The 18,194-nt window shown below is 60.3% G+C and carries 17 protein-coding genes; 6 read left to right on the forward strand and 11 right to left on the reverse strand.

Features of this window, described 5'->3' with window-relative positions; translation table 11 throughout:
- Positions 1-272: 272 nt before the first annotated feature.
- The 6 genes from ACIQ47_RS09730 to ACIQ47_RS09755 form a co-directional block, all read right to left on the reverse strand.
- On the reverse strand, positions 273-575 hold the full coding sequence (locus ACIQ47_RS09730) for a type II toxin-antitoxin system RelE/ParE family toxin (protein WP_396437940.1): 303 nt from the start codon (positions 573-575) through the stop codon (positions 273-275).
- 3 nt (positions 576-578) lie between these two features.
- Positions 579-893, reverse strand: coding sequence for a hypothetical protein (locus ACIQ47_RS09735; protein WP_396437941.1), 315 nt, complete (start codon positions 891-893; stop codon positions 579-581).
- 172 nt (positions 894-1,065) lie between these two features.
- On the reverse strand, positions 1,066-2,142 hold the full coding sequence (gene hppD / locus ACIQ47_RS09740; protein ID WP_396437942.1) for a 4-hydroxyphenylpyruvate dioxygenase: 1,077 nt from the start codon (positions 2,140-2,142) through the stop codon (positions 1,066-1,068).
- A gap of 221 nt (positions 2,143-2,363) precedes the next feature.
- The gene (locus ACIQ47_RS09745; protein ID WP_396437943.1) at positions 2,364-3,344 is read right to left on the reverse strand and encodes a Bug family tripartite tricarboxylate transporter substrate binding protein; all 981 of its coding nucleotides are present in this window, start codon (positions 3,342-3,344) and stop codon (positions 2,364-2,366) included.
- 61 nt (positions 3,345-3,405) lie between these two features.
- On the reverse strand, positions 3,406-4,605 hold the full coding sequence (locus ACIQ47_RS09750; RefSeq protein WP_396437944.1) for a CaiB/BaiF CoA transferase family protein: 1,200 nt from the start codon (positions 4,603-4,605) through the stop codon (positions 3,406-3,408).
- Positions 4,602-5,546 (reverse strand): hydroxymethylglutaryl-CoA lyase, encoded by a 945-nt coding sequence (locus ACIQ47_RS09755; protein WP_396437945.1) that lies wholly within the window; start codon positions 5,544-5,546, stop codon positions 4,602-4,604. The genes ACIQ47_RS09750 and ACIQ47_RS09755 overlap by 4 nt, the downstream gene beginning before the upstream one ends.
- A gap of 115 nt (positions 5,547-5,661) precedes the next feature.
- On the opposite strand from ACIQ47_RS09755, the gene ACIQ47_RS09760 reads away from it, so the two are divergent.
- Entirely contained in the window at positions 5,662-7,662 is a 2,001-nt protein-coding gene (locus ACIQ47_RS09760; protein WP_396437946.1) for an aconitase family protein, read from the forward strand.
- Between the two features lie 15 nt (positions 7,663-7,677).
- On the opposite strand, the gene ACIQ47_RS09765 is transcribed toward ACIQ47_RS09760, so the two are convergent.
- The 3 genes from ACIQ47_RS09765 to ACIQ47_RS09775 all read right to left on the reverse strand — a co-directional run bounded on the left by ACIQ47_RS09765 (position 7,678) and on the right by ACIQ47_RS09775 (position 10,610).
- The gene (locus tag ACIQ47_RS09765; RefSeq protein WP_396437947.1) at positions 7,678-7,938 is read right to left on the reverse strand and encodes a DUF3297 family protein; all 261 of its coding nucleotides are present in this window, start codon (positions 7,936-7,938) and stop codon (positions 7,678-7,680) included.
- Between the two features lie 90 nt (positions 7,939-8,028).
- Complete coding sequence (locus ACIQ47_RS09770) at positions 8,029-8,772, reverse strand: response regulator transcription factor (RefSeq protein ID WP_396437948.1); 744 nt, start codon at positions 8,770-8,772, stop codon at positions 8,029-8,031.
- On the reverse strand, positions 8,769-10,610 hold the full coding sequence (locus tag ACIQ47_RS09775; RefSeq protein ID WP_396437949.1) for an ATP-binding protein: 1,842 nt from the start codon (positions 10,608-10,610) through the stop codon (positions 8,769-8,771). Before ACIQ47_RS09775 ends, ACIQ47_RS09770 begins: the two co-directional genes overlap by 4 nt.
- Before the next feature lie 182 nt (positions 10,611-10,792).
- Between ACIQ47_RS09775 and ACIQ47_RS09780 the strand changes: the two genes are divergently transcribed.
- Positions 10,793-11,164 carry a hypothetical protein gene (locus tag ACIQ47_RS09780; RefSeq protein WP_396437950.1) on the forward strand — a complete coding sequence of 124 codons (372 nt, stop codon included), beginning with the start codon at positions 10,793-10,795 and terminating at the stop codon, positions 11,162-11,164.
- A gap of 55 nt (positions 11,165-11,219) precedes the next feature.
- On the opposite strand, the gene ACIQ47_RS09785 is transcribed toward ACIQ47_RS09780, so the two are convergent.
- A complete protein-coding gene (locus ACIQ47_RS09785) occupies positions 11,220-12,992 on the reverse strand; it encodes a DUF1302 domain-containing protein (protein WP_396437951.1) in 1,773 nt (590 codons plus the stop codon).
- Positions 12,993-13,278: 286 nt separating this feature from the next.
- On the opposite strand from ACIQ47_RS09785, the gene ACIQ47_RS09790 reads away from it, so the two are divergent.
- On the forward strand, positions 13,279-14,532 hold the full coding sequence (locus ACIQ47_RS09790) for an Hsp70 family protein (protein ID WP_396437952.1): 1,254 nt from the start codon (positions 13,279-13,281) through the stop codon (positions 14,530-14,532).
- A 174-nt stretch (positions 14,533-14,706) separates the two neighbouring features.
- On the opposite strand, the gene ACIQ47_RS09795 is transcribed toward ACIQ47_RS09790, so the two are convergent.
- Positions 14,707-15,906 carry a tetratricopeptide repeat protein gene (locus ACIQ47_RS09795; RefSeq protein ID WP_396437953.1) on the reverse strand — a complete coding sequence of 400 codons (1,200 nt, stop codon included), beginning with the start codon at positions 15,904-15,906 and terminating at the stop codon, positions 14,707-14,709.
- Between the two features lie 93 nt (positions 15,907-15,999).
- On the opposite strand from ACIQ47_RS09795, the gene ACIQ47_RS09800 reads away from it, so the two are divergent.
- From ACIQ47_RS09800 to ACIQ47_RS09810, 3 genes are all read left to right on the forward strand, one after another.
- Positions 16,000-17,184: an MFS transporter gene (locus ACIQ47_RS09800; RefSeq protein WP_396437954.1), complete on the forward strand. Its 1,185-nt coding sequence runs from the start codon at positions 16,000-16,002 to the stop codon at positions 17,182-17,184.
- Between the two features lie 190 nt (positions 17,185-17,374).
- Positions 17,375-17,842 carry a CoA-binding protein gene (locus ACIQ47_RS09805; protein ID WP_396437955.1) on the forward strand — a complete coding sequence of 156 codons (468 nt, stop codon included), beginning with the start codon at positions 17,375-17,377 and terminating at the stop codon, positions 17,840-17,842.
- A gap of 117 nt (positions 17,843-17,959) precedes the next feature.
- Positions 17,960-18,194: PLP-dependent transferase (locus ACIQ47_RS09810; RefSeq protein ID WP_396437956.1), on the forward strand; the 235-nt coding region annotated here is incomplete at its 3' end.

Raw genomic sequence — 18,194 nt, forward strand, 5'->3', positions numbered from 1 at the left:
CCCAAGCCGCTCCGACAACAAACGGGCCACCGTGTCGGCAGACCCCCCCGCCGCAAAAGGCACAATGAATTTGATGGGTTTTTGCGGGTACGCTGTTTGAGCAGCCAAACTGCCGCCCCACCCGCCAACAAGCATCAAGGTGCATTGCAACAAGCTGCGACGCGAGGCCATGACGACTCCAGGAATCTCGGTGCATCCGTGTTTGGCTGGTCTTTCCATGGCTTGCAGTCTGGTTCGAAAAGCTTGATTCAAACACACCGGATTGAACCACTTCAAATGTCATCATCTTGATACCCCGCTTCGCGATGGTGACGAATACGGGCCACCATGACCCGGTCCAGGGCATCGTCCCATGCATAGCGCGCCAGATAGCCGCTGCGCCTGCGAGAGATGATCAGCTCACGCAAACCACCTTCCACCGGGCGGCCAATGCCGGGTTGATGGGTCAACACTTGCAAGGCATCCAGGATGAAGTCGAGCAGTTCTCCAGCCAATGGGTCTTCGGATTCGTGCAAAAACGTTTCCAGGCGCACCAAATCTTGGAATGACGCTGGGCTTAGAAATACGGTGCTCACACCTCAGCCCATTTTTTTCGGCTGCAAGGTTGCAGGCGGTGCGCTTTTCCCCTGACGATGTTCTTTGAGTTGAGAAAAATAAAGACGAACATCGTCCAGTGCATGGCCTTTACCGGTGGCCTTCATGACGGCCAGTGCATCGGCCGAGTCTTGTGCAAATGTTTGCCGCAAGCGCTTGCGCTGCGCGGCCTCGGCCAGCGTGCTCACCATGAAAGCGTGCAGGCTCATGCCCATTTGCTTGGCATCTTCTTCGAGCTGAAGTTTGAGCGCGCTGGGCAGCTTCAGGCTGGTGGGGATGCTGGCAGGAACAGCGGGCATGACAAGCTCCATTCAAGGGTAGTCAGAAGTGACTACCAAGGTGGATTTTACACAGAGCGTTAACGATTCCCAGGCGTTCATCGTCACTGAAGCTCACGGGCACCTTCAAAGACGGAAGGCACGTCGTTCTGAAAAAGCAGTCAACGCTCTACCATCCTGTTCAGTTGCCCACTCACTCCACCACAATCGCCCCCCGCCGAATCTGGTCGCGCTCCAGGCTTTCAAACAGCGCTTTGAAGTTGCCTTCGCCAAAGCCTTCGTCGGCCTTGCGCTGGATGAATTCAAAGAACACGGGGCCCAGCAGGGTTTGGCTGAAGATTTGCAGCAGCAGGCGCTTCTCGCCATTGGCGGTGGAGCCGTCCATCAAAATGCCGCGTGCCTGCAATTCGGCCACAGGCTCGCCGTGGCCCGGCAGGCGTTCTTCGAGCATCTCGTAATAGATGTCGTTGGGCGCGGTCATGAGCGGGATGCCGGCCATCTGCAGCGCGTCCACGCTTTTCAAGAGGTCATCGGTCAGCAGCGCAATGTGCTGGATGCCTTCGCCGTTGAACTGCATCAAAAATTCTTCGATCTGCCCGCCAGTCTTGCCCGACTCTTCGTTCAGCGGGATGCGGATCATGCCGTCCGGCGCCATCATGGCCTGGCTGGTCAGGCCGGTGTATTCGCCCTTGATGTCAAAGTAGCGGATCTCTTGAAAGTTGAATAGCTTTTCATAAAAGCCGCTCCAGTACGCCATGCGCCCTTTGTAGACGTTGTGCGTCATGTGGTCGATGAGCTTGAGGCCGTGGCCCGGCGGGTGGCGGTCCACACCGTCGATGAATTCAAAGTCGATGTCGTAGATGCTTTTGCCGTCTTCAAAACGGTCGATCAAATACAAGGGCGCGCCGCCAATGCCTTTGATGGCGGGCAGGCGCAGCTCCATGGGGCCGGTAGGCACATCCACCGGTTGTGCGCCCAGCTCAAGGGCTCGCGCATACGCCTTGTGCGAGTCTTTGACGCGAAATGCGAGCGCGCAGGCGCAAGGGCCGTGCTCGGCGGCAAAGTAACCGGCCAGGCTTTTGGGCTCGCGGTTGACGATGAAGTTGATGTCGCCCTGGCGGTAGAGCACCACGTCTTTGGATCGGTGCTTGGCCACCAGCGAGAAGCCCATCTGCTCGAACAGCGGCTCCAGGGTGTGGGGGGTGGGGGATGCAAACTCGACGAACTCGAAGCCGCACAGGCCCATGGGGTTGTCAAACAAATCGGCCATGAAAATCTCCAGCAGGGAACGAGGCCACGCTGCAGGATGCGCATGGCCCGAATTGATATCGGTCAAACGAAACGGGGGGGATGTTTAAAAACCCTGCGGCGGTGCGCAGGGCTTGCCCCGCGTGCTGCGGGCGAGGTGGATGCCGAAAATCAATACCTGGATGGCCATGGGCTGATGGTCGTCGCCTGAGCCTCAAATGTCAAGCGACGAACCCGTTGGCCTTATTGCGGCTCGATGCCGACTTTCTTGACCAGCGCGGCAAAGCGCTCCATTTCACTGCGGAAGATGCGCTGAGCGTGCTCGGGCGTGCTGATGGCGATCGTGTTGCCTTGCTTGGCCATGGTTTCCTTGACGGCCGGGTCGTTGAAGGCCTGCACCAGGGCATCGTTGACCTTTTTTACCGTGGCAGCGCTCATGCCCTTGGGGCCGAGCACGCCAAACCAGGCATCGATCACGTAAGTGGGCAAGCCCTGCTCCGCAAAAGTAGGAATGTCTGGCGCAGCGGCACTGCGCTTGTCACCGCACATGCCCACCGCCTTGAGCGCGCCACTCTTGATGTGCTGTTGCACACTGGGCAAGGCCAACACTGCAAAGTCAATTTGACCCCCCAACAAGTCGGTGACCATGGGGCCCACGCCTTTGTAAGGGATATGGCGCGCCTTGACACGGGCTTCGTCCACGAACATCTCGGCGGCCAAATGCAAGATCGTCCCCGTACCGCCAGAGCCGAAGTTGTAACCATCCGGCTTGGCACGCAGGGCGGCAATGAATTCACGGCTGCTGCTGGTGGGCATTTTTTGCGGGTTGGCCACCAACACCAGTGGCGTGGCGCCCAGCACCGCAATCGGCGTGAAATCGCCCGGCATTTCAAAGGGGAGGTTTTTGATGACGCTGGGGAAAATCACCACGTTGTTGGACACCACCGACAAGGTCAAGCCATCGGGCGGGTTCTTGGCCATGGCCTGCAAACCGATGACGCCACTGGCACCGGCTTGGTTTTCCACCACCACATTGGCGCCCAAAGCCTTGCCCAAGGCAGGCGCGGCGGCGCGCGTGATGGCGTCTACGCCCGAGCCCGTGGCGTTGGGCAAGATGAATTTGACGGGGCGGTCGGCTTGCGCCAACGACAGTCCCGGAAATGCCGCCGCAGCGGCCGATGACAAAGCGGCCAATGCGGCGCGGCGTGTGAAGTTTTGTTTCATGGAATGTCTCTTTCTTTTTTAGGGTGGGAAGGGGTAATTTACAACATGCGACTGCGTTGACTCAAGCCACGGCCTTGAGCGAGCGCAAGCGCTCGATCTCTGCATCACTCAGGCCCAAGCTTTTCAGCAGTTCATCGGTATTTTCACCTTGATGGGGCGGCTGGTGGCGCACACCCAGACGTTGCCCGTCCATGGTGAAGGGAAAGAGCGCCGCTCGGGCCGTCTGACCCGCCTTGGGGCCATCGGTCAGTCGCACATCGGCGAGACCTCCGGTGGCGTTCAAGTGCGGGTCGTCAAACAACTCTTCAGGCTTGACGATGGGTGCAAAGGGCAGGCCGGCTTTTTCGAAAATCGCGGTCAACTCGGGGGCGCTGAAGGCCTCCAGGCGGCTGCGCAGATCGGGCAACAATTCGGCACGGAAAGTCACGCGTGCGTTGTTGTCGCTGAATCGGGGATCGGCCTTGAGGTCGGCAAAACCCAGCACATCACAAAAAGTGGCCCACTGCGCGTCGCTCACTGCCGCCAAAAAGATCTGCTCGCCGTTCTTGACGGTGAACACGTCGTACACCGCCCAGGCCGAGATGCGGTTGGGCATGGGCTCGGCCGCTTTGCCAGTGATGGCGAACTGCAGCATGTGCTGGCCGACCAGAAACACGTTGTTCTCAAAGAGCGCCGACTGGATCTCTTGCCCGCGCCCGGTGATGCCGCGCTGAATGAGTGCGCCCAGCACACCAATCGCGCCGAACATGCCGCCCATGATGTCGTTCACGCTGGTGCCTGCGCGCAGCGGGTCGCCGGGGCGGCCCGTCATGTAGGCCAGGCCCCCCATCATCTGCACCACCTCGTCGAGCGCGGTGCGGTGGTCATACGGCCCGGGCAAAAAGCCTTTGAGGCTGGCGTAAATGATCTTGGGGTTGGCGGCCGACAGGCTGGCGTAGTCCAGACCGTACTTGGCCATGGAGCCGGGCTTGAAATTTTCGGCCACCACGTCGGCCGTGGCGCACAGGCGGCGCGCCAGCTCGGCCCCTTCGGGGCTTTGCAGGTTGATCTGGATGCTCTTCTTGTTGCGGTTGAACATGGGGAAAAAGCCCACGCCCGAGCCCAACAAATGCCGTGTGCGGTCGCCCTCGATCGGCTCGACCTTGATGACCTCGGCCCCCATGTCGGCCAACACCATGCCGCAAGTTGGGCCCATGACCATGTGGGTGAACTCGACGACGCGCAGGCCTTCGAGCGGGAGTTTCTTGTCGGAATTGTTCATGCCGCTATTTCTTCAGGGCGCAGGGTCTTGGGCAAACCCGCCTGCGCGATCGAACCGTGCAGGCTCTCGCCTGCAAGCCATTGCGCCACCTGGGCGCGCAAAGCCATGAGTTGACCGAAATCAATGCCGGTGTCGATGCCCATGCTGGCCATCAAATAAGTCAGGTCTTCGGTGGCCACATTGCCGCTGGCCCCGGGCGCATGCGGGCAGCCGCCAATGCCGGCCAAGCACGCGTCAAACCGGGTCTCGCCCGCTTGCAGCGCGGCCATCACGTTGGCCAGCCCCAAGCCCCGCGTGTCATGAAAATGTCCGCAGCCGAGCTTGTCGCCCGCCACCTCGCGGGCTTTGGCAAACAGCTCGCCCACCTGGCGCGGATCGGCATAGCCCACGGTGTCAGCCAAGCCGACGCGGTCCACGCCCAAAGCGACGACCGCCTGGAGCAATCGCAGCACTTCATCGACGGCCACCTGCCCCTGAAGCGTGCAGCCGAACGCGGTGCTCATGCCCACTTCGATGCGGATGTTGGAACCCCGTGCCCGGCGAGCCTCCACGATGGCCCCGATCTCGGCCACCACGTCATCCGGCGCTTTGCGCAAATTGGCCAGACTGTGAGCGTGGCTGGCAGACAGCGGCAGCAGCATCCAATTGGCGCCACTGTCCATGGCGCGTTCGGCCCCCTTCAGGTTGGGCACCAGCACCGACACGACCAGGCCCGGCAGGGTTTTGGCAAAGGCCACCAACTCGGCGGTGTCGGCCAGTTGGGGCAGCAATTTGGGGGGTACAACGGAGCCGACTTCGATCTCGCGGATGCCCGCGTCGTAAGCGCCTTGAATCCACTGCAGTTTTTGTGCAGTGGGCAGGGTGCGGGCAATGCTTTGCAAGCCATCGCGCAGGCCCACTTCGCGGACCGTCACGCGTTCGGGCCAAGAAAATACAGTCATGTCCAATGTCCTTTAAGAGGGTTGCGAAGAGTTTAATGGCTTGGATCGCTCATAGAATTCAATTTTCCCTATGACTTCGGGGTGAAGCTTGCCTCACGCACACGACCACCCGCCCATGAACACCTTCCACGGCAAGATTCTTTACCTCAGCCAAGACCCTGGCCTGATTCGCCGCCAACTGGCGGGCGAGACCCTGACCCTTGAACAGGCCGGGCCGCTGCGCGACGATGTCTCGACCGACGAGATCACGCCCGTGCACATCATGAGCCATGACGACGACAGCTTGGGCGACTTTGCCCACACCGGGCTGCGCTGCGGCCAAGACAGCCCCATCGAACGCCGGGCACTCAGGCAAGCGGGGTTTGCGGTGCTGGTGGCTGGAAGGCGCTACGGCAAGGGCTCGTCGCGCGAGCACAGCCCCACCGCCGAGAAGCTGGCAGGTGTGCAGCTGGTCATCGCCGAGAGTTTTGAGCGCATCTACCGCCAGAACGCCGACAACATTGGCCTGTTCACCTCGACCGATTTCGGTCTGCTGGCGCGCATTGAGCGGGGGGAGCACATCACGCTGGCCGATCTGGTGCAAGGGCGCGAGGCGTTGGCCGCTTCGGTTTTGGAAGCGGGTGGTTTGCTGCGCTGGGGGCAACGGTTTTTGTCGGGCGCACATTCGCCCACGGGGGTGGGCTCCTGCGAGGAAGACCGCACGCGATCGGTCGCCAGCAAAGCAAACGGCCCTCAAACGCTGTTTGAAAAAATCCTCATGCGCCACCGCCTGACGGCCCCCCACACCCCCGAGCAGCCACAGCCCGGCGACGGCTTGTTCGTGCAGGCAGACTGGCGATTCATCCACGAGTACTACACCAGCATGGCCAACACGTTGATGCGCGGCGCACTGGGCGAGCACTTCACGCTGCAACGCCCGGAGCAGATCGTGGTGTTTGAAGACCACACCTCGTATGTCGATGAAAGCCCGGCCCATGTGCGTGGTGGCTTGATCGCCAACATGCACGCCATGCGGCAGGCGCAGCGCAACTTTGCCGCGCGCCACGGCCTGCGCATGCACCGCACCCTGACCGAAGCCGAAGTGCTGTTGGACGACGGCCACAACGTGGCCGGCATCTCGCACGCCATGGTGGCCGAGCACTACGCCCTGCCCGGCCAGGTGGTGGTGGGCACCGATTCACACACGCCGCACAGTGGTGCTTTGGGTTGTGTGGCCTTTGGTGTGGGCACCACCGACATGGCCAATGCCTTTGTGACCGGCGCGGTGCGCGTGACCCTGCCCGAGTGTGTGCGCGTCGAGCTGCAAGGCCAACTGCCTGCGGGCGTGACCGCCAAAGACCTGATGCTGCACCTGCTGGCCACGCCCTACATCCGCAGCGGCACCGGGGTGGGCAAGGTGTTCGAGTTTGCGGGCGAGGGCATTGCCCACTTGAGCACCGACGAACGCACCACCCTTACCAACATGTGCGCCGAACTGGGCGGGCTGACCGGCATCGTAGCGCCCGATGCCGAAACCCTGCGCTTTCTGCGCGAACGGCGCGGTGTGGACGCGGTGATCGAGGACTGGATGCACAGCGACGATGGCGCGCATTACACCCACCACATGGCGGTGAACCTGTCCACTCTGGGCCCTATGGTGGCGCGACCCGGTGACCCCGGTCAGGGCTTAGCGCTGGTGGACTTGCCCGAGCGCGTGCAGATCGACATCGCCTATGGCGGCTCGTGCACAGCGGGCAAGCGCGAAGACTTTGACCACTACCACAGGGTGCTTTCTTGGGGTCTGAAAAACGGCCTGAAGGTGCCTGAAGGCGTGCAAGTGTTTTTGCAGTACGGCACCACCGCCGTGCGTGATTACTGCTTGGCCCAAGGCTATGACAAGACTTTCGCCGCTTTGGGCGTGCGGATTTTGCAGCCCTCTTGCGGAGCCTGCGCCAACTGCGGGCCGGGTTCATCGACCGATGCGGCGCAGGTCACCGTGAGCGCGATCAACCGCAATTTTCCGGGTCGCTCAGGCCCGGGACAGGTCTGGCTGGCCAGCCCGCCCACAGTGATGGCGAGCGCTTTGGCGGGGGAATTGATCTCGTTTGAAGCGTTACAGCGACGTACGCCCCCGTGAACGCTGCCACAAGACTCAGCGGTAAAACGCTTCGACCGTGCCTTTGATTTTGATCAGCAAGGGCTGACCTTTGCGGTCCAGCGTTTTGCCTGCAGGCACACGCACCCAGCCTTCGCTGATGCAGTATTCCTCGACATCGTTGCGTTCCTTGCCATTGAAACGGATGCCGATGTCGTGCTCGAACACGGCGCGCACATGGTGCGGGCTGCGCACGTCGATGGACAGGCGGTCAGGCAATTCGGGACGGGGTTCTACGGCAGGGGTGGTGTCGGTCATGGGCTTGGGCTTTTAAAACCTACCGAATCTATACCAAAACAGTGCCACATGACGGATTTTGTCAATCGACCTGTCACGCATGGGCGGCCCTCAATGAACAAACAGGATCCGAACACACAGCTGGTACCCCACACCCCAAACCGATTTGATGGCCGGCTCATCGCCTTCGGCCTGTACGCTTTTGAATTTTTTGCGCAACCTGGCAATCATTTCTTCGAGGGCGTGCTTGCTCATCGAGCTGTCGTCATCCTCGTCAGCGAACAAATCGCACAAAGTGCCCGACTGCATGGTGTTGTCTTTGGCCTGCACCAGCGCCAGCAAAATGGTTTTCTCCTTGCTGGTCAAACGCAACTTTTGAGTCAGGTCTGGCCCCTGCAAAGTGCGGTCACGCAAACTGAGCGACCACGCTTTGGTCGTCTGCGCCTGTTTCAAACGGCGTCCCAGATTGAGCAACACCAACACCAGTTCGTCCGGCGACACGGGTTTGGTCAGGTAAAAATCGGCCCCGCCTTGTTTGTAACCCGCGATCCGATCGTTCAACGCGACCCGGGCGGTCATGATCACGATGCCGGCATCCGGTCGCGATGCCCGCACCCGGCGACAAAGGCTCAAGCCATTTTCTCCAGGCAAGTTCAGGTCGATCAGATAAAGGTCAAATGCAACGCGGGCAGTCAGATCATCCAAGCCCATCGCGCTGTTGGCGGCATGCACCTGAAAACCGTGCGCCGTCAAGTGCACTTCAATCTCCTCGCGCAGCAAGCGGTCATCCTCCACCAAGGCCACCACCAGGGGCGAATTCGAATCTGCGGCCTCTAACGAAATAGGGGGGTTCAATGCGGGATCCTGACTTCAAAAACCACTTCCTGGTCTGTATGCAGATAGCTGACGGTGGCACCCATTTTTTCGGCCGCCGAATGGACCAGACTCAAGCCAATGCCCATGCCGGGGTGGTTCTGGAAATTGGGGTGACGGTAGTAACGCTCAAACAACCGGTTTTCGTCGGGCAGGCTCTCCTTGGCCACACGGTTGCTGATGCTGAAGCAGGTCATGCCGGGTGTTTCATGGCCAATGGTGATTTGGATTTTTCCATCGGTTGAATATTTGACAGCGTTGCTGACCAGGTTTTCCACAATGAGGGCCAAAAAATGCGGGTCGGCACGAAAAAATGCGCCCTCTTGAATGCGCAATTCAAATCGGTCTGCATCTTGATATTCCTGCATGACCACGTTCATCAATTCCTGCGCCGAAATCTTTTCCGCAGAATCGCGCACATCGTGGCGCTCAATTTTGTTGGACAAGGCCACATGCTCGATCATCGCATCCATTCGGTTCACAGAAGCATCGATGCGCTGGACACGCTCAATCGAATCTCCTTGTCCTTTGGCGGCCATCTTCAGTGAGGCCAGGGCAAATTTGATGGTGCTCAACGGCGTCTTCAACTCATGGGTCAGCATGTCAATCAGCTCTCTGCGTTCCTTGAGTTTTTCTTGGTTGGCTTTGGACTGCGCGGCCTCCATCTGAAAGCCCTGCAACTGTTTCAATTCCTCGACCTTGCGGTTGGATTTTTCAGTCGCCACAATCCAAAAAATAACCAGGCCAATGGGCACCCCATTGAGCCGCCAGTCTCCAACGGATTGCAGCAAGTCGATTTGCTCAAAAACGTCCGAAAATCCGAAACTTGCAAAAAGACCCAGCGTGGTGAAAATAAAAAATATCGACCAGCCTGTCAACAAGATCATTCGCAATTTGGGCGGGAAATTTTGTGATGAAAACACGCCCCACAACTGCACCATTGAATTCACCCACATCACACCGAAATTGAGCTTCAAGGCCCAATCTGCGCGTCCCGCCATCAGACACACAAGGTTCGCACCACAGACCATCAACATGGCCACCACTGCTCTGAGATAGAAGGGCGCAGGACTGCACGCCCGCAGGGTTACCCAACCCAGCAAGATCGTGAAAGCCACGCGGATGACTTGCCCCAAGTTGGTCATGTGATTGACGGTTTCGGCCGCCAGCATCGGCAACCACTGCGCCAACAGACCGGTGTTGGCAACAATCAAGAACACCACTGACGCCTGAAACCCGCAAAACACATGCAGCACGACCGAACGTTCCAGAAACAGAAAGGCGAGCGAGAGCACCAGCACGGCGACCCCCAAGGTCAAAGACGCCGTCATCTGCTGGATACGCCCTATGGCATCGGGCATCACCTCGTCAGGAGACACGAGGGTGGCCTGAACCGCCCTGACCGTGTCGGTCTGTATTTTTAAATACGCGGTGAGCGGCTTGCCTGTCGGCACGTCGACCGAAAAACAGTACAGGTCATCCGGGCACTTTTCACGTGTCTTGGCAAAGCGGTCTCCGCCTTGCTGCACCACCCATTGCCCATTTTGTGTCGCATAAAACGTCAGCTGATCCAGGTAGTAGGGGCCCACCCTGAGAACCAAATGCGCCATGGGCGGTGTCAGTGCCGCATCGCCCGCCGATGCGCTCGCCTGTATTTGCAGTCGGATCCAGGTCTCGCCCTTCACGAACCCCCTTCGAAGATCACCTTGATAAGGTTTGAAGTCCAGCAACTGCGCCGCTTCCAGGGTCAGGGTTGACGACTCTTCGTGGTGGAACGCGGTGTCGAGCCGAAAGCGTGTTTCAGCCGCAAGCACAGACACTTGGCAAAACAACAATAACAACAGAGAGAGCAGGCACTTCATGGTTTGGCCAAATCATAGGAGCTTGGGCTTGATAAAACCGCAACCCAGTGAAAAGGCAGTGGATTTGACGCCTGAAGTGAGAGCAATTGTGAGCTTTCACGGCGTCAATACAACAACAGGCCGTTCCTTTGTGAGGATCTGTGCGCTTCTATGAATTTTGGTGTGAAAACCCACAGGGCCAAGGGTTAGATTCCAGTCCACCTTGTGCTTATTTTTTCAGGACTGACACCATGGCTTCTTTTCAAGAATTGCAACAACAAAAAGCCGAACTGGATTTGAAAATTGCCCAGTCAATGGACGCGGCCAGAAGAATGGCCGCCGAGTTGGAGCAAGCCCGATTGCGTCATGAAGAAATTGAAGCAGGCACGGCACAAATCACGGCGCTCATGGAAAAGTACAACCTCAGCAAGGAAGATCTTTTCCCAGGTTCGTCACCCTCCAAGGTGGCGAACTTGCCACTGAAAGAATCCAAAACGCTGGCTGAAATGCGGCAGTATTTCAACCGCCGCTGATCACACCATGTGCATCGTTCAGCATGTCGTCGATGCCCAGCATTTGGCAGCCCCTTCAAAATCGGACACCCGCCACCAGACTGGCATGGTCGCGGTCGATCTGCAGGTTGTATCGGCCACCGCTGTAGCGGTGGTACTGAAGCTCGCCAAAATAATGCTGCCCGAACTCCGCGCGCAAGGCAGGGCGCAGCAGGGTTCGACCTTCTGAGTAAGCACCGTCGTAAGCGTAGCCCCGGACATCCCGGGCCCACAACAAAGAAGGCGTCCAGGTGATGCCCGAACCGGCCGGGGCATATCGGGCCGAAGCCAGCATTCTCAGACCCCAGGCGCTCGATGAAATGTAGCCGTCACTGGTGCAGGTCTTGCCGGGCACGGCATCCACACAGGCGGGGCCCCCGGTGTAGGCTGCCCCGTTGTAGCCCACGGGTCGGCCGTAACGCAACACAGAAGGATCAGGCAAACCCCGCACCTGGCTGACGCCGACTTCGGCCATCAAGCTGATGCGCTCTGCGCCCAGGGTTTTTGGAAACACCGTGTCCACGCCCAAGCTGCCCGTGGTCACGGCAAAGCGGTCATACGCGTCAAAGCTGGCGCCCACGGGCAAGGCGTTGATGCCTTTGTTCAGCGCCAGCACCGAGGCCGGGCTGCGGGAGGCAAAGCTGGACAGCACGTCAAAAGCGTTCAAGGTGACGGGCTGGTGCGGACGGTAAGCCACTTCGCCCAACAGGCGCGTGGTCGGGGCCAGCTTTTTGATGAAACTCAAGCCCAGCAAAGTCACATCTTCAGGATAGACCATGGCGTAGCTGACCGAGCGCACACCCGGCGTGAGGGCGTTGATGGTCATGCGCAAGCTGGGGTTGGCGCTGTGCGTGTTCATGGCAAAGAATTTGACATCGGCATCCCAGGGCTCGGCCTTGTAGCCCACCAACAAGCCATAGGCGCCTGTACTGGCTGCCTTCACATCGCCATTGCGGCGCAAATAAGCGCCACTGGCCAGCAGGCTTTGCTCCGACGCGCCAGCCAAGGCCGCAAATTCGCAGCCCTGCGGCGCAAAAGACTGCACGTCGAAAAAGGTGCCGCAACCGGGCAAGACCGTGCTGCGCGACTCGTAGGCCGCAAAGCCCTCCAGACGCCACAGGCTGCCCGGCGCCCATTGGGCACTCACCATGCCCAGGGGCAAGCGACCTTCCGAAGGCAAAGCCCCTGGCCGCAGCATGGCGGCCACATCGGCCGGGTTGATGGCCGCATTCACGCCGCCCATGCCCAACAGTGGCCCACCCCACGCGAGCACTTGGCGGCCCAGACGCAGTTTGAGTGGTGTGTCAGCGCCTGCATCGACCTGCCCGTACACGAAGACTTCATGTAAATCAAGGTTGTCGAACCGGGCGCTGGGCGCAAACCCCTTGTCACTCAGCGGCTGGTTGGGCTGAAAGCCGTTGGGATAATTGCCATAGGCCGCGTTTTTCTCGCCCAAGGCAAAATCGTGCCAAGCTCTGCCACGCACAAAGAGGCCCATGTTGTCTTTTTTCAGGTCCAGGTCCCACACGAGCTTGAGCACGTTGGAAATGGCCTGGCCTTTGGCAAAGTTCAAATTCGAACCGCCGGTCTGGCCCTGCAAGTTGCCCTTGGGCGTGCCGGGCACAACCCTGGCGGGCCAATCGGCATAAGCGTCCGGACTGGGCGATTCGGTGCGGATTTGCGTGCCCCAAGTGACCGCGCCATGAAACTTGGCCTCGACACCCTCACCCAACCGGATGTCGATGGCGGCAGCCTGAAAACAAGCCGCAACCATGGCCGAAAAAACCAGCACGCCTCTTGTTGTCTTCACTTGGATATTCCTTGCTGTCAAGCGGATGGGCCCGGTCACTGAGCCCCATGATTGGCCGCCACGCTGTTTGAAACCTCGCTCACCCGAACACGGGGATGGTATTTTTGACATTTATAACGATTATTGACCTTTGGTCAGTGTGGTGGCGCATGCGAACGCTTTCATCTTTGCGAGGGAAGGGACATTCACGCACTTGGTGGCAAAATGCCCGGTCCATAAAACATGCCATTTCAAGGCATGTGTCCCACGCCCAGGCTTGCGCCCTTCTGATTGACAACCCCCATTCATGATGTCCTCCCCCTTCGGCACACTCGGCATCGATTTCGGCACCTCCAACTCGGCCATGGCCTGGCTCGGCCCCGAGGGCCACGCCCGCCTGATTCCGCTTGAAAGTGAGGCCATGGCCATGCCCACGGCCGTGTTCTACAACGCCGAAGAAAACAGCACCCACTTTGGACGGGATGCTCTCCAACACCATCTGGAAGGCACCGAGGGCCGTTTGATGCGTTCGCTGAAAAGCCTGCTGGGCAGCCCTTTGCTGCTGGAGACCACACAAATCGGGCATCAGCAGATCAGTTTTCAGGACATCATCGGCACCTTTTTGGCCACTTTGCGCGAACGCGCTGCACAGCACTTGGGCAACGCACCGCGCCGCGTGGTGATGGGCAGGCCCGTACACTTTGTGGACGATGACCCCGAGCGCGATGCGCAGGCCGAAGCCTCGCTGCGTCAGGCGGTCGAGGCGGTGGGTTTTGACGAGGTGTCGTTTCAGCTGGAGCCGATTGCGGCCGCGCTGGACTACGAACAACGCCTGACAAAAGAAAGCACCTTGCTGGTGGTGGACTTGGGCGGCGGTACCTCGGACTTTACGGTGGTGCGCCTGGGGCCAGAGCGCAGGCAACAAGCCGATCGCAGCGCGGACATTTTGGCCACCACGGGTGTGCACATTGGCGGCACCGATTACGACCGGCAACTGAACCTGGCGCAGGTCATGCCGCTGCTGGGCTACAGGCACTTGGGGCCCGAGCAGCGCGAGGTGCCCAGCCGCGTGTTTTTTGATCTGGCCACATGGCACCTGATCCACTGGCAATACCAACCCAGAGCCATCGCCCACGCCAAAACCCTGCTCAGCAACTACAGCGACCCGCGCCTGCACGAGCGCCTGATGCAGGTCCTGAGTGAGCGCCACGGCCACCTGATGGCGCACGAGGTGGAGCAGGCCAAGATCCGCTGCTCGGTACAGTTGGCAGACACATCGATGAACTTGACCGTGATCGAAAAAAACCTGCAAGTGCGTTTGGGCCTGAATGACATGCAGCTGCACTTGCGCGAGCTGCTGGCGCGCACCGTGGCCTGTGCGCGTGAATGCCTGCAGCGGGCGGGCCTGAGCGATGCGTCTTTGGACGCCATCTACCTGACGGGCGGCTCGTCGGCCTTGCGCACTTTCCAACACGCCTTGCAAGCCGAGTTTGTCGGCGTGCCCTTGGTCGAAGGCGATTTGTTCGGGGGCGTCGCGCTGGGCCTGGCCTACCACCGCTGAGCAGCCTAGACCTTCCCTCGCAGGTCGGGCCTGTATGGTCCGACAGCCATCTACAAATACCCCCGTAGCCTTCCTGGCCATTCATGGGCGGTTCAATTTGTGGGTAACAGACGGTCTGGTGCGGGACCTTATGGGTTCACGGCTGAGACACTCAGACCATGGGCGCATGCCCGATCAGGTCTTTTGCAGGTACACGTAGGCGCCCATGAGGGGGTTGGCCTGGTCCAGCCGCAAAGGGGCGCGGTGCAAGTGGGCCCACTGCCAGCCGTGCTGCGCGGCCAGCCCTTGCAAGTAAGGCAGGGCGTGCGCATAACGCAGCGTGCTGTGCAGCTGCACGGCCAGGCCAGGGTCCGACTCTTCCACGGTGAAAGCCAGCCAGCCACCCGGCTGCATGCGCGGGCCCAGGGCTTCAAACACCGCCTCCAGATGTCCCACGTAGATGAACACATCTGCCGCCAGCACCAGGTCAACCTGCTCGGTGCCTTGCTTCATAAAATCGACCAATTCTTGGGCATGCAGGCTGTCGTACACCCCCAGCGCGCGGGCTTTGTCCAGCATGGCCGAAGACAGGTCCACCCCGCTCAAGTGCCCGGCACGCGGACGTACCAAGTGGCCACACAAACCGGTGCCACAACCCAAATCCCAAACCCGCTCAAACCGCGTGCCCGGGGGGACGGGCAGTTGCGCCAGCAACACGCGGTGGCCCTGGTAGCCCAGCTGGCCCACCAGGTGCGCCTCAAAGTCGTTGGCGTATTGGTCGAACAGTGTTGCCACATACGCCGCAGGCGCATTCACCACGGGCTGCTCCGGGCTGAGGGCAGCCAGGTAATAGCGGTGCAGCTCAGGGTCGGCCCCCAGCTGCATCGCCCGTTGGTAACCCGCGATCGCCTGCGCAGTCTGGCCCATGTCGCGCTGCACATGGGCCAGCTGGCTCCACGCTTGGGCCAACTCGGGGTCATGCGCCAAGGCCTGCTCAAAGACTTTCAAGGCTTGCGGCAATCGCCCTTGGTGCGCCAAACACTGGCCCCAGCGCAAACAAAATTCAGCCCCGTCGGCCCCCAAGGCATGGGCTTGATCATGGCAGTGCAAGGCTTGCGGCCAGTTGCCCAAGGCCATTTGCGTCACGCCCCAGGCCATCCAGGCATCGGTTTGAGAGTCGTCAGCGTCTAAGGCTTGGCGCAAACACACATCGGCCTGTTTGAAGCGGCCCAGATGCACGCAACTCACACCCAGGTTCATCAGCACCGAGGGCCTGCCCGGTGCCAGCTGCAAAGCCTGCTCAAACAGCGTTGCAGCCGCCTCGAAGTCGTGGCGTTCAAACTGTTCGATGCCCGCCACAAAGGCTTGACGGGCTTGTTCGAGTGAAGGGTCCATGATCGCCAGTGTGACACAGGCTTTGTGACCCCACGGGTGCACCATCCCCTTGCAAGGCACAATGCTTTGCAACATGCGAACACAGGAGACACCATGAAAGAACCCCCTTACGCCTGGGTGGTGGTTTGGGCCACTTTTGTGTGCCTGGCCTTGATCTTTGGGGTGTCGTATTCGTTCGCGGCATTTTTTGAATCGTTTGCCGTTGAGTTTTCGGCCCAGCGGGCCGATGTGTCCTGGATCTTTGGCCTCTCGGGCTTTGTCTACTTTGTGATGGGTGCTGGCGGCGGCATGTTGGCCGACCGCTTTGGGCCGCGCATCGTGTGCTCTGCGGGCATGGCACTCATTGCGCTGGGCTTGCTGGCCACCAGTTGGGCCTCGTCTTTGCTCACGGTGTACGTGAGCTACGGCTTGTTGGTCGGTTTGGGCATTGCGCTGGTCTACACCCCGTCGATTGCCAGCGTGCAACCCTGGTTCACCACCCGGCGCGGGTTGGCAGGGGGCATTGCCAGCTCGGGTGTGGGCGCGGGCACCTTGCTGGTGCCGGTGTTGGTGGCCATGGCGATTGGCCCCATGCCTTGGCGCGAGGCGATGCAGGTGCTGGCGCTGGGTGTGTTGGTGCTGGGTGTGTTGGCGGCAGCTTTGCTGCGGCGCGCACCGGCCGCTCCGTCCAGCGGATCAGGCGGCTCGGCCTCCGGCCTGAGTTTGCGCGAGACCCTGCGCAGCCCCACGTTTCGCTGGCTGTACCTGGCCACGGTGCTGGCTTCGCCCGTGATGTTCATCCCGTTCGCGCACGTGTCGGCCTCGGCGCGAGACCTGGGTCTGGGTGAAGCCTTTGCGGTCGGATTGGTGGGCCTGATTGGCGTGGGCAGTCTGGTCGGGCGCTTTGCCATTGGCCTGCTGGCCGACCGGCTGGGACGGGCGCAAACCCTGGTGCTGATGCAGCTGTCCATGGGCGCGTCTTATGTGCTGTGGGGTGCAGCGGGCGGGCAGTTTTTGTTGATGATTTTTTCGCTGTGGTTTGGCCTGAGTTATGGCAGCATCGTGTCGCTTTTGCCAGCCATTTGCATGGATTACTTTGGCGGCAAATCGGTGGCGAGCGTGGTAGGCACGCTCTACAGCGGCGCGGCTTTTGGCAACTTGTTGGGCCCGGTGTTGGCCGGTGCGGTGTTTGACCACAGCGGCCACTACCTGGGCGTGATGGCGGTGTGCGGGGTACTGTCGCTGTGCGCCACCTGGGCCTCGCGGCAGATGAAGCGCAGTGGGCAGGTGACGTATTGAACTTGACCCCTATGAAGATGACAGGTTCGGTACTTGGCTTGATGGTTTTGTGGGAGCCCACCCCTGTGGGCGATGGCTTGTGGGGCGTTTTCCACGCCCATCGCCCACAGGGTGGGCTCCTACAAAGAAACTTGCACCGCTTAAGCTTGAGGTTTCAACGGAACGACGCTGAAAAGACAAAAGGACTTTGATGCACAACGATTTGCAGGCGCTGCGGCGCATCCTCAAAACGTGCACCACCATCGCGGTGGTGGGTCTGTCGGCAGAATGGCACCGACCCAGCTATTTCGCGGCCAAGTACATGCAGTCGCACGGCTTCAAAATCGTGCCCGTGAACCCGCGCTATGCGGGCACGCCGGTGCTGGGCGAGACCTGTTATGCCAGCCTGAGCGACATCCCATTTAAGGTGGACATGGTCGACGTGTTTCGCCGTGCCGAAGACGTGTTGCCGATTGCCGAGCAAGCGGTGCAGATGGGTGCGCGCTGTCTGTGGCAACAACTGGGCGTGGCCAACCCCGAGGCCGTTGCCTTGGCCCGGCAAGCCGGGCTGGATTCGGTGAGCAACCGCTGCGTGAAGATCGAGCACGCCCGGCTGTTTGGTGGCCTGAACTGGGTGGGGGTGAACACCGGGATCATCTCGGCGCGGCGGCTGGTGTGAGGCCAGTGATCGCCCACGGGGTGGGCTCCTACAAATACAGGCACGCGTCACGTCCCTCGGCCGACATGTTGCCCATGCAATTGCCGTGTTTTAAACCGACTTTTTGACCCCAACACCATGACCGACCGCCAATTCCACCCCGAGACCCTGGCCATCCATGCTGGGCAAATTCCCGACGCGGCCACGGGCGCACGCGCCCTGCCCATTTACCAAACCAGCAGCTTCGTGTTTGACAGCGCCGAGCACGCGGCATCGCTGTTCAACCTGCAGACCTTTGGCAATGTGTATTCGCGCCTGAGCAACCCCACGGTGGCGGTGCTTGAAGAACGCGTGGCCGCACTCGAAGGCGGGC

Origin of the sequence: Limnohabitans sp. (genome assembly GCF_044373035.1) — a bacterium.
Lineage (GTDB): Bacteria > Pseudomonadota > Gammaproteobacteria > Burkholderiales > Burkholderiaceae_C > Limnohabitans_A.